Origin of the sequence: Mycobacterium sp. 1245499.0, assembly GCF_001673615.1 — a bacterium.
GTDB lineage: Bacteria > Actinomycetota > Actinomycetes > Mycobacteriales > Mycobacteriaceae > Mycobacterium > Mycobacterium europaeum_A.
This window is the reverse complement of the sequence record NZ_LZMG01000150.1, coordinates 1-20348: the sequence shown is the minus strand read 5'-3', so window position 1 is coordinate 20348 and position 20348 is coordinate 1. Positions and strand designations below refer to the sequence as shown.

At 67.9% G+C, this 20348-nt stretch carries 17 protein-coding genes; 9 read left to right on the top strand and 8 right to left on the bottom strand.

What is annotated here, in order from left to right:
• Positions 1-767: ABC transporter substrate-binding protein (locus A5646_RS07785; protein WP_197505143.1), on the bottom strand; the 767-nt coding region annotated here is incomplete at its 3' end.
• Positions 768-823: 56 nt separating this feature from the next.
• On the bottom strand, positions 824-1408 hold the full coding sequence (locus A5646_RS07780) for a TetR family transcriptional regulator (protein WP_066865332.1): 585 nt from the start codon (positions 1406-1408) through the stop codon (positions 824-826).
• Between the two features lie 195 nt (positions 1409-1603).
• Here A5646_RS07780 and A5646_RS07775 point away from each other — a divergent pair, with 195 nt between their 5' ends.
• Positions 1604-2995, top strand: coding sequence for a NarK family nitrate/nitrite MFS transporter (locus tag A5646_RS07775; protein WP_066881353.1), 1392 nt, complete (start codon positions 1604-1606; stop codon positions 2993-2995).
• Positions 2996-2997: 2 nt separating this feature from the next.
• Here the strand turns inward: A5646_RS07775 and A5646_RS07770 are convergent, their stop codons facing one another.
• Positions 2998-4293 carry a DNA polymerase domain-containing protein gene (locus A5646_RS07770; RefSeq protein WP_067021017.1) on the bottom strand — a complete coding sequence of 432 codons (1296 nt, stop codon included), beginning with the start codon at positions 4291-4293 and terminating at the stop codon, positions 2998-3000.
• Positions 4294-4350: 57 nt separating this feature from the next.
• Here A5646_RS07770 and fadD2 point away from each other — a divergent pair, with 57 nt between their 5' ends.
• The gene (gene fadD2 / locus A5646_RS07765; RefSeq protein WP_067021014.1) at positions 4351-6030 is read left to right on the top strand and encodes a long-chain-fatty-acid--CoA ligase FadD2; all 1680 of its coding nucleotides are present in this window, start codon (positions 4351-4353) and stop codon (positions 6028-6030) included.
• 25 nt (positions 6031-6055) lie between these two features.
• Here the strand turns inward: fadD2 and A5646_RS07760 are convergent, their stop codons facing one another.
• The 4 genes from A5646_RS07760 to A5646_RS07745 form a co-directional block, all read right to left on the bottom strand.
• Positions 6056-6418, bottom strand: a complete 363-nt coding sequence (locus A5646_RS07760; protein WP_066881377.1) for an ATPase — start codon at positions 6416-6418, stop codon at positions 6056-6058.
• 1009 nt (positions 6419-7427) lie between these two features.
• Entirely contained in the window at positions 7428-9629 is a 2202-nt protein-coding gene (locus A5646_RS07755; RefSeq protein WP_067021010.1) for an acyl-CoA dehydrogenase, read from the bottom strand.
• Positions 9630-9766: 137 nt separating this feature from the next.
• Entirely contained in the window at positions 9767-10897 is a 1131-nt protein-coding gene (locus A5646_RS07750; protein ID WP_067021007.1) for an alpha/beta hydrolase, read from the bottom strand.
• The gene (locus A5646_RS07745; RefSeq protein WP_197505144.1) at positions 10894-11457 is read right to left on the bottom strand and encodes a TetR/AcrR family transcriptional regulator; all 564 of its coding nucleotides are present in this window, start codon (positions 11455-11457) and stop codon (positions 10894-10896) included. The genes A5646_RS07750 and A5646_RS07745 overlap by 4 nt, the downstream gene beginning before the upstream one ends.
• A 185-nt stretch (positions 11458-11642) precedes the next feature.
• On the opposite strand from A5646_RS07745, the gene A5646_RS07740 reads away from it, so the two are divergent.
• From A5646_RS07740 to A5646_RS07725, 4 genes are all read left to right on the top strand, one after another.
• Positions 11643-12224 carry a VOC family protein gene (locus tag A5646_RS07740; protein WP_067021001.1) on the top strand — a complete coding sequence of 194 codons (582 nt, stop codon included), beginning with the start codon at positions 11643-11645 and terminating at the stop codon, positions 12222-12224.
• Positions 12225-12254: 30 nt separating this feature from the next.
• Complete coding sequence (locus tag A5646_RS07735; protein WP_066881365.1) at positions 12255-12803, top strand: hypothetical protein; 549 nt, start codon at positions 12255-12257, stop codon at positions 12801-12803.
• Between the two features lie 440 nt (positions 12804-13243).
• The gene (locus tag A5646_RS07730; RefSeq protein ID WP_067020998.1) at positions 13244-14719 is read left to right on the top strand and encodes a condensation domain-containing protein; all 1476 of its coding nucleotides are present in this window, start codon (positions 13244-13246) and stop codon (positions 14717-14719) included.
• A 2-nt stretch (positions 14720-14721) separates the two neighbouring features.
• Positions 14722-16071 (top strand): hypothetical protein, encoded by a 1350-nt coding sequence (locus tag A5646_RS07725; protein ID WP_066881369.1) that lies wholly within the window; start codon positions 14722-14724, stop codon positions 16069-16071.
• 15 nt (positions 16072-16086) lie between these two features.
• Here the strand turns inward: A5646_RS07725 and A5646_RS07720 are convergent, their stop codons facing one another.
• Positions 16087-16749: a TetR/AcrR family transcriptional regulator gene (locus A5646_RS07720; protein WP_067020995.1), complete on the bottom strand. Its 663-nt coding sequence runs from the start codon at positions 16747-16749 to the stop codon at positions 16087-16089.
• Positions 16750-16833: 84 nt separating this feature from the next.
• Here A5646_RS07720 and A5646_RS07715 point away from each other — a divergent pair, with 84 nt between their 5' ends.
• The 3 genes from A5646_RS07715 to A5646_RS07705 all read left to right on the top strand — a co-directional run.
• Entirely contained in the window at positions 16834-17748 is a 915-nt protein-coding gene (locus A5646_RS07715) for an oxygenase MpaB family protein (protein ID WP_066881373.1), read from the top strand.
• 92 nt (positions 17749-17840) lie between these two features.
• Positions 17841-19418 (top strand): PPE family protein, encoded by a 1578-nt coding sequence (locus tag A5646_RS07710; RefSeq protein ID WP_067020991.1) that lies wholly within the window; start codon positions 17841-17843, stop codon positions 19416-19418.
• A gap of 58 nt (positions 19419-19476) precedes the next feature.
• Positions 19477-20348: permease (locus tag A5646_RS07705; protein ID WP_067021020.1), on the top strand; the 872-nt coding region annotated here is incomplete at its 3' end.

Sequence of the window (20348 nt, the reverse complement as noted above, 5' to 3'; positions counted from 1 at the left end):
ACGGCGCGCTGTGGCAGGGCACGGTCGTAGCCACCATGGCGGGCTGGCGGACGGACTTTCTGAACCAGATGGGCCTGGTCATCTCCGACAGCATCAAACCCTTCGGCACCGATCAGCGCGCCGTGCATCAGCAGCGCCTTCTTGCCGGTCCATTGCTGATTCTTCTTGCCGATGTCGGTGAACTTCTGGTCGACGCCGTCGATCAACGACTTCATCTGGTCGGCCTGGAAGACCGCCTGCCCGACGGTGGTGGCCTGCTCCTTCCACGGCTCGAAGAAGGCGTCGCCGTCCGACTGGGCGACGGTCGGGGCGATCGCGGAGAGCTTCTGATAGGTGTCGGCGTCCAGGCCGGCGTTGACGGCCACGATCAGATCCGGTTTCAGGCCGGCGATCTGGTCGACGGGAATGCCGTTGTCCAGGTTCAGCACCGTCGGCTGCGCCCCGCCGAGCTTGGGCGTGGCCCACGGCCAGACCGCGGATGGTTGGTCACCGAACCAGTTGGTCACCGCGATCGGCACCACCCCGACCGCGAGCAGGTCGTCCTGCTCGGTGTAGCCGGCGCTGACGACGCGCTTGGGTGGTTCTTTGATGACGGTCTGACCGAACAGGTGGGTGATCGTCACCGAGCCCGGGGTGGCGCCCGGAGCCGGTTTGCTTGACGAGCACCCCGCCACGAGCTCGGAGAGCGCGGTCGCGCCGCCGATCGCGGCGACCCCGGCAGCCCCTGCGAGCTGCAAGAATCCCCGTCGATTCCATCCCTGTCGCATCGCGTGAGAGTATCGCGTTCCGCCCGCACAAATGCATCGCCGCGCTGTTGAGGCCCTTAGCCGAGCGGCATGCCGGCGTCCATGAAATCCAGGGCCCGATAGATGGTGTCGGCGGTCTTGGGGGCGCTGTCGAAGGCGGCCATCATGGCACCCGTCAACGCGCCGGCGAACACCCGGACCTCGAAATCGTCTGCGGCACGGCCGATTCGGTGCGCGATCGCCTCGGCGGCGACCGTCACGGTGCGGTAGTACTCGTCGTACATCGCCGCCTTGAGCTCGGGTATGGAGAACATCAGCCGCTGCCGGGTGCTCTCGAACTCCAGCTGGTCGTCGGGCAACTCGGCGATGACGGCCGCGTAGGCCCGGCGGAAGGCCTGGGCCGGAGACAGGTTGAGCGGCTGGGCCTTCAACGCCTCGAGGATCAGCGGGTCCAGGTCGTCGGCGAGCAGCAGCGATTCCTTGGACGGGAAATAGCGGAAGAAGGTGCTCGGCGACACGTCGGCCGCCTCGGCGATCTGTTCGACGGTGGTCGCGGCGAAGCCGTTCTCCTCGATGAGGCGAAACGCCTCGCGCCGGATGGCGCGGCGGGTCTTGATCTTTTTGCGCTCCCGTAGGCCCAGGGGAGCCTCAGTCACCTGCATGAGCCGATTGTCGCGCATCGAGCCCTCGCCGTGGGTTCGCGACATCTTGCGTTGCAGAGTTCTGACAAACGGGTTCTGGCCGCTGCAATTTCTGCGTATCGCCCACGTAACTGTGCACACGCAGTCCGGTAACAGTGCCTCTTTAGCGTCGAGTGGTCACTGCCCGCGCCCCATTCAAGCCAGGAGTCCCACCAGATGACCTCGACCATCACCCCGGCATCGCAGCCCGCGCCACCGCGCGAGTCTCGCAAGGGGCGGCACTGGATCGATGACTGGCGGCCCGAAGACCCCGAATTCTGGGAGACCACCGGCAAGCCGATCGCCCGGCGGAACCTGATCTTCTCGATCTTCGCCGAGCACGTCGGCTTCAGCGTGTGGATGCTGTGGAGCATCGTGGTGGTGCAGATGACGGCCGGGGCGCACGGGCACCCCGCCGCGTCCGGGTGGGCGCTGACCGCCAGCCAGGCCCTGTGCCTGGTGGCCGTGCCCAGCGGTGTCGGGGCGTTCCTGCGGCTGCCCTACACCTTCGCGGTTCCGCTGTTCGGCGGTCGCAACTGGACGACCATCTCGGCGGCGCTGCTGCTGATCCCCTGCCTGCTGCTGGCCTGGGCGGTGAGCCATCCCGGCATCCCGTTCGCCGCGCTGGTGGCGATCGCCGCGACCGCCGGGTTCGGCGGCGGCAACTTCGCCTCGTCGATGGCCAACATCTCGTTCTTCTACCCGGAGAAGGACAAGGGCTGGGCGCTCGGCCTGAACGCGGCCGGCGGCAACATCGGGGTGGCGGTGGTGCAGAAGATCATCCCGCCGATCGTCATCGCCGGCGGCGGGATGGCGCTGTCGCGCGCCGGACTGTTCTACGTGCCGCTCGCGGTGGTGGCCGCGATCTGCGCCTTCCTGTTCATGAACAACCTCACCGAGGCGAAAGCCGACGTGAAGCCCGTGCTGGAGTCGTTGCGGCACCCCGACACCTGGATCATGTCGCTGCTGTACATCGGCACCTTCGGTTCGTTCATCGGCTACTCGGCCGCCTTCCCGACCCTGCTCAAGACGGTTTTCGGGCGCGGTGACATCGCCCTGGCGTGGGCCTTCCTGGGTGCCGGCATCGGATCGGTCATCCGGCCCCTCGGCGGCAAGCTGGCCGACCGGATCGGCGGCGCCCGCATCACCGCGGCCAGCTTCGTGATGCTGGCGATCGGGGCGGCGGCGGCGCTGTGGTCGGTCAACGCGGTCAACCTGCCGGCCTTCTTCGCCAGCTTCATGTTCCTGTTCGTCGCCACCGGCATCGGCAACGGTTCGACCTACCGGATGATCTCGCGGATCTTCAAGATCAAGGGTGAGCTGGCCGGGGGCGACCCCGACACCATGGTGGGCATGCGCCGCCAGGCCGCCGGTGCGCTGGGCGTCATCTCGGCGGTGGGCGCGTTCGGCGGGTTCGTGGTCCCGCTGGCCTACGCGTGGTCGAAATCGGAGTTCGGCAGCATCGAACCGGCGCTGCGGTTCTACATCGTGTTCTTCCTCGCCCTGCTCGGCGTCACCTGGTACTGCTACCTGCGCAAGCACAACGCGATCACGCGGGTGGGGATCTAGCGTCAGGACGGCTTCTGCCGGCCGCCGTATCCCTGCCCCTCCTTTTTCCAAGGGCTGTAGTCGGCGATCAGCTCCTCCTGCGGAGGCCGTTGGTCTTCGGGAACGTGCTGCAGGTTGATCCGGATCCGGTACCAGATCGAACTGGGCCCGCGCATCCCGTCGACCAGGACGTCGACCGGCTGCAGCCGGCCGGCCGCCGCGGGATAGCGCTCGCGCCAGACGTCCAGCGCCGCCATCGCCTCGTCCTTGGTCTTGGTGCGGGCGATCTCGATCAGCGGCATCGCCGACTGCCGCCTGCCGCCGGTGCCCTTGCCGCGCGTGCCCGACCCTTTCGGGGCGCGCTCGGGCGGCCCCATCTCCTCGGCCAGCACCAGCAGCCGGTCGAGTGCGCCGACGGCGTCGTCCATCCCGGCCCAGGGGTCGCCCAGTTCGGCGAACCGGGCGGGCACGGTGTCGATGGTGAACGCCTCGGGCCGGCAACCGGCGACCTCGTCCCAGTGCAGCGGCGTCGAGACTCGCGCGTCCGGCGTCGCCCGCACCGAGTAGGCCGACGCGACCGTGCGGTCCTTGGCGTTCTGGTTGAAGTCGACGAAGACGCCCTCGCGTTCTTCCTTCCACCAACGGCTGGTCGCCGCCTCGGGCACGCGCCGCTCGACTTCGCGGGCAACGGTCTGCGCGGCCAGCCGCACCTGGCGAAACTCCCAGCGCGGCGCGATGCGGGCATAGATGTGAAAGCCGCGCGACCCCGACGTCTTGGGCCACGCGGTCAGGCCGTAGTCCTCGAGCACCTCGCGGGCCACCAGCGCGACGTCCACGATGCGTCGCCAGGAGACCCCGGGCATCGGATCCAGGTCGACCCGCAGTTCGTCGGGGTGATCGAGGTCGTCGGCCAACACCGGGTGCGGGTTGAGGTCGACGCAGCCCAGGTTGATGGCCCAGGCCAGCCCCGCGGCGTCGTGGATCACCGCTTCGGCGGCGGAAGTGCCTCGGGCGTAACGCAGTTCGGCAACGTCGATCCAGTCCGGCCGTTTGGCCGGGGCGCGCTTCTGGAACACCGCTTCTTCCGTGATGCCCTTGACGAAGCGCTTCAGGATCATCGGGCGGCCGGCCACACCGCGCAGCGCGCCGTCGGCGACGGACAGGTAATAGCGGACCAGGTCGAGCTTGGTGTACGGGCCGCCGGAGAATCCAGTGGTTTCGCGGCCGCTCGCGCGGGGGAACACCACCTTGTCCGGATGGGTGATCGTGACCTGGCGCCCGGCCACCTCCAGCGAAACCGGACGGGTCATGCGGTTCATGCTAATTCGCCAGAATTTCTGGCCGTACTGAGACGGACGTCACATAAGGTGGATTCCATGCCTAACCTCCTCGGCCTCCCCGGTCAGGCCGCCGCGAAAGTTCAGCAATACGTCGAACGCGGCTCGGCCGAACTGCACTACGTGCGCAAAATCTTCGAATCGGGTGCCTTCCGGATCGAGCCGCCGCAGAACTACGCGGCGATGGCCGCCGACATCTACAAGTGGGGCGAGTTCGGCATGTTGCCGGCGCTCAACGCCAGGCGCCATCCCGACCGCGCGGCGTGCATCGACGAAGAGGGTGAATTCACCTACAAGGAGCTGGACGACGCCGCGCACGCGGTCGCCAACGGGCTGATCGACAAGGGTGTCAAGGGCGGCGACGGCGTCGCCATCCTGGCCCGCAACACGCGTTGGTTCCTGATCGCCTACTTCGGCGCCGCCCGGGTGGGCGCCCGCATCATCCTGCTCAACAGCGAGTTCTCCGGACCGCAGATCAAGGAGGTGTCCGAGCGAGAGGGCGCCAAGCTGGTCATCTACGACGACGAGTACACCAAGGCGGTCAGCAAGGCATCGCCGGAGCTGGGCAAGCTGCGGGCGCTCGGGACCAACCCCGACAGCGACGAGCCGTCGGGCAGCGAGGACGAGACGCTGGCCGACCTGATCGAGCGCAGCGACAAGAAGCCCGCGCCCAAGGCGAGCAAGCACTCGTCGATCATCATCCTGACCAGCGGCACCACCGGCACCCCGAAGGGCGCGAACCGCAGCACCCCGCCGACGCTGGCGCCCATCGGCGGCATCCTGTCGCATGTCCCGTTCAAGGCCAACGAGGTGACCTCGCTGCCCGCGCCGATGTTCCACGCGCTGGGATTCCTGCATGGCACGATCGCGATGTTCTTGGGCTCGACGCTGGTGCTACGCCGGAAGTTCAAGCCGCCACACGTGCTGGAAGACATCGAGAAGTACAAGGTGACCGCGATGGTCGTCGTCCCGGTGATGTTGTCGCGGATTCTCGACACGATCGAGAAGATGGACAAGAAGCCCGACCTGTCCAGCCTGAAGATCGTGTTCGTATCGGGATCGGCGCTGGGAGCCGACCTGGCCGAGCGCGGCCTGAAGGACCTGGGCCCGGTCATCTACAACATGTACGGCTCCACCGAGATCGCCTTCGCCACCATCGCCGAGCCCAAGCACCTGGAATTCAACTCCTCGACGGTGGGTCCGGTCGTCAAGGGTGTGAAGGTCAAGATCTTCGACGACAACGGCAAGGAGCTGCCACAGGGCGACGTCGGGCGCATCTTCGTCGGCAACGCCTTCCCGTTCGAGGGTTACACCGGGGGCGGCAAGAAGCAGGTCATCGACGGCCTGTTGTCGTCGGGAGACGTCGGCTACTTCGACGAGAACGGCCTGCTCTACATCAGCGGGCGTGACGACGAGATGATCGTCTCCGGCGGCGAGAACGTCTTCCCGGCCGAGGTCGAGGACCTCATCACCGGGCATCCGGACGTCGTGGAGGCGACCGCGATCGGCGTCGAGGACAAGGAATGGGGCCACCGGCTGCGCGCCTTCGTGGTGAAGAAGGACGGCGCCGACCTCGACGAGGACACCGTCAAGCACTATGTGCGCGACCACCTGGCCCGCTACAAGGTGCCGCGTGAGGTGGTCTTCCTCGACGAACTGCCGCGCAACCCGACCGGCAAGATCCTCAAGCGCGAGCTGCGCGAAATGGACGTCGACTAGCCCGGTACGGCTGGCGCCAAGCGAGTCAGCGGCGGTCTTTGATGGCGCGGGTGATCTGCGCTGTGAGCTTCGGATCGACCAGGAGCTGGTCGATGAGCGCGGTGAGGACCTCCTGGCCGGTCACCCGGGCGACCCCCAGCCGGTCGGCCGCCTCCCGCTGCCAGATGTCGAGCGCCCGGTGCGTGGCCGCCGGCAGGTCCACGGTGCGACGCGTCCGCTGGGTGCGACCCGGCTGGGCGGCCGGCTGGGCGGCGATGCGGTGGCCGCCCGGTTGCCCGAGGCTGGTGAGGCGTTCGGTCGGCGCGGCGTCTCCCGACGGGCCGCCGGCCGAGTTGGGGGCGCGAAAGGCTCCGACGCTGGGTCCGCTGTGGCTGCTGTTGAAGTTCACTTCGGTGTCTTCCTCCGTGAGTGCCAATCAGTAAATCAGCGCTCGGTGCCGTTGTGTCAATACTGATTCTGTCACCGAGGCCAGCGTAAGTCGCGTCGCCGGGCCGCCCGGGGGCCGGTCGGCCGCCGGGCGCGTCGAACCGCAGTTGCGTGCCGCGCACGCCGGCCCGTTCCGCAGATTCTCTCGCAAATGGATAAATGTAGCTGTCTGCATGTAACCCGGTTGCGTGTGATGCTGAATGGCGTGGACAAATTCGACGTGAAGGGCGCGGAATCAGCGAATGCGATAATGCGTGAAAGCGGACGTCAGTAGATACGCGTTCGGTGAGCCAGTAATTCAGTAGATTGTCCTTGAGCTGGGCAAACTGGGATGGTGTGGCGTCGGCATCAGTATTTATGAAGAACTGAATTGCATAAATTCGCATCGGAAATAGGCGGTAGTATTCGGCCCGGTACGGCGTCGTTGTTATCTAATTCACAATCCAAAAAGCGAATTGCACTTGTTTGCTCAGAAATGTCCCACTAACGTTTTTGTTATCGATAGCAAGTGGTTGGAAGGAATGACTCTAATGATCTTCGGGCGATCATTACGCGGCGCGGCCGCAGGTGTCATAGGTGCCGGGGCTGTGGCCGGCGCGCTGCTTATCGGCGGCGCCCCCACGGCTGCGGCCGCTCCTGCGCCCGCAGCCACCACCAGCTTCGCCAGTGCCGGGCCGCACAGCGGACCGGGCTTCATCCCCGATCGCCCCGGCGGTCGCGGATGGGGCGGCCATGATGGTCGGGGAAATGGCAACTGGGGGCACGGCAACTGGGGCCACGGCAACTGGGGCCGTGGCTACTGGGGCCCCCAGCACTGGTGGAACTGGTGGTGGTGACCACCATCTCCGCGCGGTAAGCGGCCGTCGCCGACACGCCAACCCTCGGGATGGCCGACCGCGTATGGGGGGACCCATGCCGGCCTGACTTAGTCAGGTCGGCATGGCCCTGTTTGGGAGACTTTTCGCGACGGCTTACGGGTCGCGCGGGAGGCCCAGCAGCCGTTCGGCGATGATGTTCAGCTGCACCTCGGAGGTGCCGCCGTAAATCGTGGTGGCGCGGCTCGCCAACAGGTATTCGCCCCACTTGCCGGGCAATTGGTCGGGGTCACCGATCGCGGCATCGGTGCCGAACGACGAGACCGAAAATTCGGCATAGCCCTGGCCGGTGCGCATCGACAGCAACTTGGAGATCGCCGCCGACGGCATCGCATCCCCGCCGGCGAGCGTCAGCAGCGTCGAGCGCAGGTTGAGCACCTTGGCCGCGTGACCCTCGGCGATCAACTGGCCGGCGCGATGCTGGGCGATCTGGTCGAAGTGGCCGTCGCGGACGAACTCGACGAACTGGGCCAGCGTGGCCAGGAAGTTGGCCTCGCTGGACCCGATCGACACTCGCTCCGCCGTCAGCGTGTTGCGGCTGACCTCCCAGCCCCGGTTGACCTCACCGAGCACACACTCGTCGGGCACGAACACGTCGTCGATGTAGACGGTGTTGAACATGGCGTTGCCGGTGAGCTCGCGCAGCGGCTTGACGTCGACGCCTTCGCTTGTCATGTCCAGCAGGAAGTAGGTGATGCCGGCGTGTTTCGGGGCGCTGGGGTCCGTCCTGGCCAGCAGCGCGCCCCACTGGGAGAACTGCGCGGCGGTGGTCCAGATCTTCTGGCCGGTGATGCGCCAGCCGCCGTCGGTGCGGGTGGCCTTGGTGGTGAGGCCGGCCAGATCCGATCCGGCGCCCGGTTCGGAAAACAGCTGACACCAGATCATTTCGCCGCGCAAGGTCGGCGGCAGGAACCGTTGCTTTTGCTCCTCGGTGCCGAACGCCACGATCGACGGCACGATCCAGGTCGCGATCCCGGTCTGCGGCCGCTTGACCCGCCCGGCGGCGAATTCCTGGGCGATGATGATCTGCTCCACCGGGCCGGCACCCCGCCCCCATGGCCTCGGTAGATAGGGCAGCACCCAACCACCCTCGGCGATGGCGACCTTGCGTTGCTCACGCTCGATCTCCTTGAGCGCGGCGACTTCCGCGCGAATTTCCGCCCGCAGCTTCTCGGTGTCGGGATCGAGATCGATGTCCACCGCACGCATCCCGGTGGTGGTGGCCGTGTCGACCACCTTCTGCGGGTAGTCCGCACTGCGGCCGAAGGAGGCGGCCAGCAGCAAGGCCCGGCGGTAGTAGACGTTGGTGTCGTGCTCCCAGGTGAAGCCGATCCCGCCGTGCACCTGGATGCAGTCCTGCGCGCAGCGCTGGGCGGCCGCCGGCGCCAGCGTCGCCGCCACGGCGGCGGCGAACTCGACATGCGAACCCGCTGTGTCCCAATTGTTTTCGCGGGCTTCATCGATCGCGCGGGCGGCATCCCAGACGGCCGCGGTGGCCCGCTCGGTGTCGGCGATCATCTCGGCGCACTTGTGCTTGATGGCCTGGAACTGGCCGATCGGCCGGCCGAACTGCTCGCGGATCTTGGCGTAGTGCGAGGCGGTGTCGGTCGCCCAGCGCGCCACACCGATGGCCTCTGCGGACAGCAGCGTCGTCATCAGCGCGTGCGCGGTCGCCATGCTCAGGTTCGTCAGCACGACGTCCTCACCCACCTCGACGGCGTTGGCTCGCACGTGGGCGATGGGTCGTAGCGGATCGAGGCTCCTCACCGGCTCGATCTCGAGCTCATCGGCGCGCAGCACCACCCAGGCCTCGCCGCTGTCGATCGCGACCGGCAGCACCAGCAGCGTGGCCTGCCCCGCCGCGGGCACCGCGCGGACTTCGCCGCGGATCACCAGCGAATTGGCGTGCCGGGTGGCGGTCAGCGCACTGCAATTCAGTCCATAGGAGGCGATCTCGGCGCCCGACGCCAGCTCGGCGAGCACCTTCGCGTCCGGGTCGTGCGCCGAGATCAGGGCGCTGGCGATGGCCGACGGCACGAACGGGCCAGGCACCGCCCCGTAACCGAATTCGGCCAGCACGATGGCCAATTCGAGGATGCCGAAGCCCTGGCCGCCGACGGACTCGGCCAGATGGACGCCCTGCAGTCCCTGCTCGGCCGCCGCCTGCCAGTACGGCGGAGGGTTCTCGAGGGGAGTCTCCATGGCCGCGTGCAGCGTCTCCGACGGCGCAACGCGCGCCACCAGCGATCGCACGGAATCGGCCAGCTCTTGATGCTCGGGATTTATCGCGATCGGCATTGGTCGCCTTCCGTTGCTGCAGGACGCCGTTTCGGCCAAGTACCTTCCAAGCTAACAACCAGTCGGTTGGTTGACGACATGGGCTCATGGCCTCCCGCTGCCGGGCGCCGCGGGTCGCCACCGGCCGTTCGCGGCGATCAGCGCCACCGCTTGTTGATCCAGTGGGCGATGATGTCGGCCTGCTCGGTGCGTGCGCCCGGGGTGGTGAAGTAGTGGTCGGTGTCCACCGAGGCCTGCGTCTTGTCGGTGCCGGCGAGCGCGTCGAAGATGCGTTGGGCATCCGAGGGGAACACCCCGGTGTCGGCCTCGGCGTTGATCACCAGGGCGGGACAGGTGATGCGGGCCAGGTGCGGTTCGGCGCGGGTTTGGGCCACCCGCAGGCTCCACATGCCCAGCCAGTTGCGCAGCGTGCAGGCCGCCGCGATGCCGTGCGCCGAGCGGTTCGCCTTGGCCGGCGCGCCCGCGTAGCACATGTTGGGTGCCCGCTTGGTGGGCTCGATCCTGGCGTCGACCATCCGGGGATCGGCCCAGGTCCGCATCACCGAAAACGGCCGGTCGGAAAACCCCGCCGCGCGAACGCGTTTGAGCTCGGTCTCGGCCCAGTCGGTGATGGCGTGGTTGCGCGCGGTCTGCGCGCTGCGGTATCGGGCGAGAAACTCCGGCGAATAGGGCGGCCCGTTGCGCTCGTTGAACAGGTCGAGGTCGGCGTCGGTGGCGACGGGGTCGTTCTCGTCGACGACGGAGGCGTCCATCCAGGCGGTGAGCACCTCCGGGCGTCCGGGATGGGCGGCGGTGGCCACGTACCCGTCGGCGGGCGGCAATTCGGTCACCCCTGCCGCCGGGCGCATCCCGTCCAGGGGAATGACATTGGGATCCACGGCCTGTGACTGGTAGGCGGCCATCAATGAGCCGCCTCCCGAATTGCCCAGCAGCACAACGGTATCCACACCCTGGATCTCGCGCAGCCAGCGCACCCCGACACCGATGTCGACCAGCGCGTGGTCGAGCAGGAAGCTGCTTTCGAAGCCGCGAAACCTGGTGTTCCAGCCCAGAAACCCGACACCGCGAGTGGCCATGTAGTCGGCGAGATAGTGCTCGGAGAAGTCGATCTGGTAGTGCGTGGCGATCATCGCCACCTTGGGTTTGCGTCCCACCCCCCGGTGATACAGCCCTTGGCAGGGGTGCCCGCCCGCGCCCGCACGCCCCGCGGTGCGCGACGGCAGCCCGATGAATTCCCGGATCACCCCGGCGCCGGTACGACGAGTCAATTCAGCGGTCCTCCTGACGCGTAGATGGCCCGGTAATAGATGTTGGCCAGGGTTTGGACGCACGCTTGGTCGTCGGGTTCCACCGCACGCGCCCCGGCGAGCTGCAGGTAGCAGAACTGGTTGAACATCGCCACGATGGCCTCGGCGATCAGCCGCGGATCGTCGTCGGGGCAGTGGCCGTCGGCCTGGGCGCGCCGGACCGACTCCGCGATGAAAGAGACTGGTATCTCACAGATCTCGGCCCAATACCGGGCGAAGTCGTCGTTGATCATCGCCAGCTGCGACACGCTGATCACCTCGGCGAGCCGGTTGCGGTAGGTGTGCCAGTGCGCGGCGGCGGCGGCGTAGGCGCGTTCACGTTCGGACAGGCCGTGTCCGGTCACCGACTGCGCGCGCTCGGTGGCCTCGTCGCGAAAGCGCAGCGCCCACTGGCGCACCATCGCCTCTTTGGAGTCGTAGTAGTTGTAAAACGACGCCGCCGAACGGCCCGCTTCCGCGGCGATGTCCGCGATGGTCGTGGCCAGCACGCCTTTGCGCGCGATCACGGTGCGGGCGGCCATATCGATGGCGGCCTGCGTCCGCCTGCCTCGACGGGTGGGGAGCTCGGCGGGCTGGCCGTCGCGGTCAGCAGGGGACGCCGCGGTCGACACCTACGCACCTCCCTGGGCCAAAACTGAAACTGATGTTAGATTCAGATTTGGATCTTGGCCAGGATCGTCAAGCCGGGACCGAGGGGAGCCACCAGATGATCAAGCCGCACAACACCAACCCGGAATTCGAACTCGGCGGGATCAACCATGTCGCCCTGGTGTGTTCGGACATGGCGAAAACCGTGGACTTCTACAGCAATATCCTCGGCATGCCGCTGATCAAGTCGCTCGACCTACCCGGCGGCGCCGGCCAGCACTTCTTCTTCGACGCCGGCAACGGCGACTGCGTCGCCTTCTTCTGGTTTGCCGACGCCCCCGACCGGGTGCCCGGAATCTCGTCGCCGGGCGCCATCCCGGGCATCGGCGACATCACCAGCGCCGTCAGCACCATGAACCACCTGGCCTTCCACGTGCCGGCCGAGAAATTCGACGCCTATCGCCAGCGCCTCAAGGACAAAGGGGTGCGGGTGGGGCCGGTGCTCAACCACGACGAGAGCCCCATGCAGGTGTCCGCGACCGTGCATCCCGGCGTCTACGTGCGCTCGTTCTATTTCCAGGACCCCGACGGCATCACCCTCGAATTCGCCTGCTGGGTGAAGGAATTCGAGAGCGGCGAGGCCAAGGCCGTGCCCCGCACCGCGGCGGACCGCCGGCCCCCGGTGGGTGCCGCCCACTGATCCCACCGGGCCGAGCCGGAGGATGGTTTCATGACCGACGGCATTCTGACCGACGCGCAGATCGCGGCGTTGACCGCTGAGCAACGCCGGGAACTGATCACTCGGCTGGAGCAGCCGGTGGGGGAGCTGATCGACCCGGAGTTCCTGGCCCGGGTGCGGCGCATCCGTTTGAGCCTGATGATCGGTGGCTCCATGGCGATGGTCCCGTGGCTGGGGTACCTGTCCGTGACGCTGCCGGAGAACTACGTCGCGCACAACTGGCCGATCACCTGGGTCGGCTTCGACGTGCTGCTGGTCGGGTTCATGTTGACGACGGCGGTGCTCGGATACCTGCGTCGTCAGCTGCTGGTGCTCGCCGCCTTCACCACCGGGGTTCTGCTGATGTGCGACGCCTGGTTCGACCTGATGACCGCCGGGCCCAAGGACATCTGGCTGTCGGTGATCACGGCGCTGCTGATCGAGGTGCCCCTGGCGATCTTCATGATCACCAGCGCGGTGCGCATCCTGCGGCTCACCATGATGCGGTTATGGCTGCTGCACCCCGGCATGCGGCTGTGGCATCTGCCGCTGTTCCCGTGAGGCGCTGAGGATTTGGCCGGAGCCGCTCCGGTTGGGGCGGTGCCGGCCGTCAGACGAGCCGAACAACGCTCTCCCGAGACTTGGCCCCGGGCAGGCGAACCGGCGTCGGACCGACTTTCGCATGGATACTATTTGGTACGCACCAGCCAGCCATGCGACCGGTTGGCGGAGAAAGGTTACCGCACCGTAGATGATCACGCGGGAGAACGCGAGTCTTCGTAAAACCGCGAAATCTTCACCCCCGTCAGCTAGCGTCCACAGCAGCGACACTAGGGGGTGCAGCGACGCGGTAGTTCAGCCCAACATACCGGGAACACGTCGCGAGATTTTCAACCTGAGACCGAACAGATGATGCGCCAAACGCCAAGCGCTGATTGCACTTTCACCACCCCCAGATCGCACAACAGATGTCGGTACTCACAGCACAAGGACTCGACGAAATGGTCGCACTCGGAAACATCAACGAATGGCAGCCGCCACACGGCCCGGTTACCATGTGGATGGCCGCGCCCACGGCGCTTGAAGCGGCACGCGCCGCCCGGCGAAGCGATCTGGCACCGAGTTATCAACAGAATCAACACCTCTGGGCCGCTTACCACGGCAAGACTCTGAACCGGCCGCTTCCCCGATTGATGATCGTGGCGTGGGACATCCCCGGAACCTGTGACGTCGAGGCGATGACCGCGACGATCAATGGCCATGTGCGCCGCCAGGACACATATCACTACTGGTTCGAATTCGACAACGGAATCTTTGTGCGCCGCGAACTCGAGGACCCCGAAGCCATCGAATTCGTCCCCGTCGCGCTCGGGGAGATGACCCCGGATCAGGCGCGCAACCACGTCTTGACCACGACTCCGCACACCCTGGAATGGGGTTGCTTCACTTACGGGATCGTCGCGCACGCCGACTATTTCACCTTCTACGCCAGCGTCGACCACCTGCACATCGACGGACTGTCCGCCGCCCTCATCTTCCTCGACATCCACCTGATGTATCAGGAACTGGCGCAAGGGGGGCACTCCCACGCCGCGCTGCCCGAGGTGCGCAGCTATCGCGACTACGTTGCGCGGCAGCGCGATAAGGCGGCGGCCCTGGACCTGTCGTCTCCGGAGATCAAGGACTGGATCGCCTTCGCGCGTGACACGGACGGCGACTGGCCGAGCTTCCCGCTGCCGCTCGGTGACATCTGGGCCAGCACCAAGGGCGATCTGTTGACCGTCGAACTGATGGATGCCGCCGAGACCGAGGCCTTCGACGCCGCCTGCGTCGCCGCCGGAGCCCGGTTCATCGGGGGAGTCCTGGCGTGCGCGGGTTTCGCCGAACACCAATTGACCGGCAAACACACGTATCAGGGGTTCACGGCCAAGGACACCCGGGTGCCGGGCACCGACACGATGACCGTCGGCTGGTTCGCCAGCCTGATTCCCATCACCGTGCCGATCGCCGGCGAGACGTTCGCCCAGGCGGCCAGGGCGGCGCAGAAGTCGTTTGACGACGCCCAGCGCCTCGCGGACGTGCCGGTCGAGCGGGCCTTGGAGTTGGCGACCCCCGACGAACTGGGGATCAAGCTGCCCACCCAGCTGCCGATGATGCTGTCCTTCCTGGACTTCCGCAAGATTCCCCTCAACGGGCTGTGGGCGGAGACGAAGTTCGGCACCTACGGCGACAGCCTGTCCGCCGGCGGGATCAACATGTGGATCAACCGGCAGGCCGAGAACACCACCGTGACGATGTCCTTCCCGGACAACGCGATCGCGCGCGAGTCGGTGCTCCGCTACATCGCGGCACTGACCCAGGCGTTCGTGCGCGTCGCCAAGCCCACCCTGGATGAGCCGGTCGTGGCCGTGCCCCAAGCGAATTCGGACGGGCCCTACCCCGTCGCGCCGAACGCGGACGACAACGAAGCGGCCTGACCATGAGCAACGTGCTGGACCTGGCCGATCAGACCCTCTTTCTCGGCGAACGGGCCACGGGAGCCACCAGCCTGTTGCAATGCGTCTGGGTGTACGACCGCGCCGTCGACATCGCCGGGCTGCGCGAGTTCCATCACCAGCTGGGCAGGGGACGGTTGTCGCGCCGCATCGAGCGGTCGCCCTTGCCGTTCGGCCGGCATCGCTGGGTGGCGCCGAACGACCGGTGCGCCCTCGAGATCGTCGGCGCGCCGCGGCCACGCGACGGGATCGACGCCTGGCTGGCTGAACAAGCCACCCAGCGTCCGGATGCCGAGTACGGGCCCGGCTGGCACCTTGCGGTGCTGCCGTTCACCGACGGCGGTGCGGCGGTCAGTCTGGTCACCACGCATTGCCTCACCGACGGGGTCGGGCTGTGCGAGGCGTTGGCGGATGCGGCTTCCGGGCGTGGCGACGCGATCCGTTGGCCCGCCGCGGGGGCGCGGCGGCGGTGGCGGGCAGTACGGGAAGACGCGCGCCAAACCCTAAGCGACGCGGGCGATGTCGGTCGTGCCGTCGGTGCGGCCGCCCGAATGCTCAGTCAGGGCCGTGACGCGGTGCAGGCCGCGTCCGCCGGGAAGCCGTCGACACCGCCGACCGCCGGAGACGATCCCATCACCCTGCCCGCGACGACGTTCTTCGTCGACGCCGGCGAGTGGGACGAGAGGGCCGGCGCCCTCGGCGGCACCAGCAACGCGCTGCTCGCGGGAATGGCGGCGCGCCTCGCCCAGCGAGTGGGACGCGTCGCGGCAGACGGCTCGGTCAACGTGGGGATGCCCGTCAACGAGCGCACCCCCGGCGACAGCCGCGCCAACGCGGTCACGAACGTCGACGTCACGCTGCAGCCCTCGGCGATCGGCACGGACCTGCGCGAGATCCGCGCCGTGATCAAGCAGGCCCTGGTTCGCCATCAGGATGTGCCCGACGAGCGGTGGGCGTTGCTGCCGCTCGTTCCGCTGATCCCCAAGCGGCTGTTCCGGCGGCTGATCAGCGTGGTCACCGGCGGCGCAACCACCGTCGTCTCGTCCAATCTCGGTGTGCTGGATCCGGCGGTGAACCGACCGGATGGCGGCGAGGCGGACTGCTTCGCGATGAGGTCGGTGTACCCGGGCGTGACCAGCGCGACGATGCACCGCACCAACGGGGCGCTGGCATTGCTGTCCGGGCGGGTCGACGGCACGGTCTTCGTCTCCGTCCTGGGCTACCAGCTGGGCCGCCGAAACTCGAATGACGAGTTGCGCCAAGCCATCTACGGTGTGCTGAGCGACTTCGCGCTGACCGCGACGTGGGACTGGCGGACGTTCAGCCGGGTGTGAATCAGCCGCGGGATGCTAAGCGTCCGCGCCCGTTTCGGTGAGGCGGTACAGGTTCGGCTCGGCGAGCTCGTCGAGCAGCGCCGCCAAGTGGTCGACGAGCTGATCCGGTTCGAGTCGGACGTCACCGGCCAGCCAGGCGCTGATGGTCTGGCCGACGCCGCCCACCACAAAATGCGCGGCGGCCTTGATGCGTTCGTTCGCCGGAACCCGTAGCGCTTGGCCGACGTGCTGCCCGGACAGCATGGCGAACAGCGCGCTCGACTCGGCACGTTTGCGCACGATCACCGGATCGGCCAGCTGCGTGCTGAACAGCAGGCGCCCCACCCGGGGGTCGTCGGTGATCGTCCGCACGATGTTGGCCATGCCCGCGCGGGTTTGCTCACCGGCCGGCACCGCGGCCACCGCCGCCTGTGTGGTGGCGGCCAGCTCGGCGACGACCCAGTCGAACACGCACGCGACGAACTGGTCCTTGTCGGCGAAGCTCTCGTAGAAGTACCGGGCGGCCAGGCCGGCGCTGCGGCACACCCCGCGCACGGTGACCGCCGAGATATTCTGCTGCTCGGCCCCGAGCAGGTCCAGACCCGCGGCGAGCAGCCGATTACGGCGGGTGGCCAGGCGCTCTGCGGCCTCGACCCCGCGGTACGGCCGTGCGCTGGACGTCTCGCTCATGGAAACCATCTTGACACTAACGCCCAGCCGCGACAATATCAGGAAACAAGCGTTCGCACATTAGCGGACCGGCGCCGCGGGAGGACCTGACGAATGGCTATTCACGAGCCGGTGCACCGGCCGATCGGGCACGTCGAGCGCAGGGTCACCGACCCGCCCCGGCCGCAGCGGCGCCGGCGGCGGCGGGCGCTGGGTATCGACGAGGGATTGATGGGCGTCGCGTTGCTGGCCGGCCCGGCGAACGTGATCATGCAACTGGCCCTGCCCGGTGTCGGCTACGGCGTGATGGAGAGCCGCGTCGAAAGCGGCCGGGTCGACCTGCACCCCATCAAGCGCGCCCGCACCACCTTCACGTACCTGGCGGTGGCGACCAACGGCACCGACGCCCAGAAGGACGCCTTCCGCCGCGCGGTGAATCGCGCTCACGCACAGGTGTACTCGACCCCGGACAGCAAAAGCCCGGTGGCCTACAACGCTTTCGACCCCGAGCTGCAGCTGTGGGTGGGGGCGTGCCTGTACAAGGGCGGGGTGGACATCTACCGCATGTTCATCGGTGAACTCGAGGGCGAGGACGCCGATCGTCACTATCGCGAGGGCATGACGCTGGCCACCACCTTGCAGGTGCCGCCGAAGATGTGGCCCGCCGACCGTGCGGCGTTCGACCGCTACTGGGAGGAATCGCTGGCCAAGGTCCACATCGACGACGCCGTGCGCGAGTACCTCTTTCCCATCGCCGCCAATCGCATTCGGGGCGTCAAGCTGCCGGCTCGGCTGCAGCGCCTCTCCGACAGCTTCGCGCTGTTGATCACCACGGGGTTCTTGCCGCAGCGGTTCCGCGACGAGATGCGGCTGCCCTGGGACGCGACCAAGCAGCGCCGCTTCGACAGGCTGATCGCCGTGCTGGCGACGGTGAACCGGTATCTACCGCGGTTCATCCGCCAGTTCCCGTTCAACGTCTTGCTGCACGACCTGGACCGCAGGATCAAGAAGGGCCGGCCGCTGGTCTAGTGCGCAGGGCGGATCCGGCCGCCAGTTGAAAACGATAATCATATTCATTAGGCTCCTCAGTCTGGTAACCCTTCCAGCCTGAGGAGTGCCTGATGACGGCCCCGATTTTCATGGCCTCGCCGCCCGAACTGCATTCCGCGTTGCTCAGCAGCGGTCCGGGACCCGGGCCGCTGCTGGCGGCGGCCGGCGCCTGGTCGCAGCTGAGCGCCGAATACGCCGCTGCCGCAGAAGAATTGAGCGCCTTGCTGGCCGGAGTGCAGGCCGGGGCGTGGCAGGGTCCCAGCGGTGAGTCCTACGCGGCCGCGCACGCGCCGTACCTGGCCTGGTTGACGAAGTCCGGCGCCGACAGTGCGACGGCCGCCGGTCAGCACGAGGTGGCGGCGGCGGCGTATACCGCGGCCCTGGCCGTCATGCCCACGCTGCCGGAGCTGGCCACCAACCACGTCGTGCACGGGGCGCTGGTGGCGACGAATTTCTTCGGCGTCAATACGATTCCCATCGCGGTCAACGAGGCGGACTACGTGCGGATGTGGACGCAGGCGGCCACTACCATGTCCACCTATCAGGCGGTGTCCACCGCGGCGGTCGCTTCGACACCCCAGGCCGATCCGGCGCCCTCGATCGTGAAATTTCATGCCTCACACGACGACTCGGAAGATCCGGACCACGACCCCACCATCGACAACCCGTTCAACGACTTCATCGCCAACATCCTGAAGAACTTCGGCATCAACTGGGACCCCGCCGAGGGCACGGTGAACGGGCTGGACTACGACGCCTACACCAACGCCGGGCAACCCATCTTCTGGGTGGTGCGCGCCCTGGAGCTGCTGGAAGATTTCGAGCAGTTCGGCTATTACCTGGTGCACAATCCGGCGTTGGCCTTTCAGTATCTGGTCCAGCTCGCGCTGTTCGACTGGCCGACGCACATCCTCGAGATCTTCACCAGCCAGCCCGAACTGTTCGCTCCGGCGCTGCTGATCGTGGCCGCCCCCTTCGGTGCCGTCGGCGGTTTCGCCGGGCTGGCCGGCCTGGCGGGCCTACCCCACCCCGCGGTCGTGCCGGCGCCCGTGCCGGTCCCCGCGCCGGCACCGTCGGCGTTGCCAGCCGTCGCCACCGCGCCCAGCCCCGCAGCACCGGCCGCGGCTCCGGCCACGGCCACGGCGCCGTCGCCCGCCCCGACAACGAGCACGGTGGCCAGTGCGCCGCCGGCTCCGCCGGCTCCGGGCGCCCCCGCGGCGGGCTTCTTCCCTCCCTACGTCGTCGGCCCCCCGGGGATGGGCACCGGCTCGGGCATGAGCGCCGGCGCGAGCTCGAGCGCGAAGAGGAAAGCGCCCGAACCGGACAGCGCCGCCGCCGCGGCAGCCGCCGCCGCGCGGGAAGCCGCACGCGCGCGGCGGCGACGGCGGGCGACGCAGCGCGGGCACGGTGACGAGTTCATGGACATGAACGTCGACGTCGACCCGGACTGGGACGCCCCGCTCGCATCGGACCGGGGTGCCGGGGCCCTCGGGTTCGCCGGCACCGCCCGCAGGGACGCGGTCGCCCCGGCGGCCGGATTGACCACGCTGGCCGTTGACGAGTTCGGTAGTGGCCCAACGGTGCCGATGACGCCCGGCACCTGGAGTCCCGACGACGCGGCGGCGCGCGGCGACGATCGCAACGCCTAGCACCGGGACGGCCCCCGGAGGCCGACGCGACCACGGCGTGCGCTGCGATAATGACGCGGTGCAGACGCTGAAGTCCGGGCGCAGGTTGCGCCCGGGGTCGATGGAAGTGCTGGTGGCCCTGCTGCTGGGCTGCGCGCTGGCCGCGACGACCCTGCGCAACGCGGTGTTCAACAGTGCGGCCCTCTCGACGGTGGGCACGGTGTTCTGCGGGGTTTTCGTGCAGGCGATTCCGTTTCTGGTGCTCGGGGTGGTGGTCAGCGGGCTGATCGCGACGTTCGTGTCGCCGCAGCGGTTGGCGCGTTGGTTGCCGCGCCGGCCGGCGCTGGCCGTCGTGGCGGCCGGTGTCGGCGGGGTCGCGCTGCCGGGCTGCGAGTGTGGGTCAGTTCCGTTGGCGCGCCGGTTGTTCGGCGAAGGCGGGGCGACCGGGGCCGCGGCGTTGACGTTCATGCTGGCCGCGCCGGCGATCAACCCGGTGGTGCTGGTGGCCACGGCCGTGGCGTTTCCGGGTGCACCCAGGATGGTGTTCGCCCGTATGGGGGCGTCGCTGCTGACCGCGGTCGTCATGGGCTGGGCGTGGTCGCGCTGGGGGCGGCCGGAATGGATCACCCGCCGGCCGCCCGCCGCGCAGACGCAGGGTGAGTCGCGATGGGTGGTCTTCACCGAGGCGGCCCGTCACGACTTCCTGCAGGCCGCATCGTATTTGGTGCTCGGCGCGGCGGCGGCGGCGTTGCTTCATGTGGCGGTGCCGCAGTGGGTGTTCGCGCACCTGGCGACCGACCTCGCCCTCGGGGTCGCGCTGATGGCCGCCCTGGCGGTGGTGCTCGCGTTGTGTTCGGAGGCGGACGCCTTCGTGGCGGCCAGCATGACCATGGTGCCGCTGTTGCCCCGGCTGGTGTTTCTTGTCGTCGGTCCGGCCGTCGACGTCAAGGC

Excerpts from the sequence above, each read along its gene's own strand:
- A5646_RS07780 (WP_066865332.1), bottom strand. The coding sequence starts at position 1,408 with ATGCAGGTGACTGAGGCTCCCCTGGGCCTACGGGAGCGCAAAAAGATC.
- A5646_RS07775 (WP_066881353.1), top strand. The coding sequence starts at position 1,604 with ATGACCTCGACCATCACCCCGGCATCGCAGCCCGCGCCACCGCGCGAG.
- A5646_RS07770 (WP_067021017.1), bottom strand. The coding sequence starts at position 4,293 with ATGAACCGCATGACCCGTCCGGTTTCGCTGGAGGTGGCCGGGCGCCAG.
- fadD2 (WP_067021014.1), top strand. The coding sequence starts at position 4,351 with ATGCCTAACCTCCTCGGCCTCCCCGGTCAGGCCGCCGCGAAAGTTCAG.
- A5646_RS07755 (WP_067021010.1), bottom strand. The coding sequence starts at position 9,629 with ATGCCGATCGCGATAAATCCCGAGCATCAAGAGCTGGCCGATTCCGTG.
- A5646_RS07745 (WP_197505144.1), bottom strand. The coding sequence starts at position 11,457 with ATGGCCGCCCGCACCGTGATCGCGCGCAAAGGCGTGCTGGCCACGACC.
- A5646_RS07740 (WP_067021001.1), top strand. The coding sequence starts at position 11,643 with ATGATCAAGCCGCACAACACCAACCCGGAATTCGAACTCGGCGGGATC.
- A5646_RS07735 (WP_066881365.1), top strand. The coding sequence starts at position 12,255 with ATGACCGACGGCATTCTGACCGACGCGCAGATCGCGGCGTTGACCGCT.
- A5646_RS07730 (WP_067020998.1), top strand. The coding sequence starts at position 13,244 with ATGGTCGCACTCGGAAACATCAACGAATGGCAGCCGCCACACGGCCCG.
- A5646_RS07725 (WP_066881369.1), top strand. The coding sequence starts at position 14,722 with ATGAGCAACGTGCTGGACCTGGCCGATCAGACCCTCTTTCTCGGCGAA.
- A5646_RS07720 (WP_067020995.1), bottom strand. The coding sequence starts at position 16,749 with ATGGTTTCCATGAGCGAGACGTCCAGCGCACGGCCGTACCGCGGGGTC.
- A5646_RS07715 (WP_066881373.1), top strand. The coding sequence starts at position 16,834 with ATGGCTATTCACGAGCCGGTGCACCGGCCGATCGGGCACGTCGAGCGC.
- A5646_RS07710 (WP_067020991.1), top strand. The coding sequence starts at position 17,841 with ATGACGGCCCCGATTTTCATGGCCTCGCCGCCCGAACTGCATTCCGCG.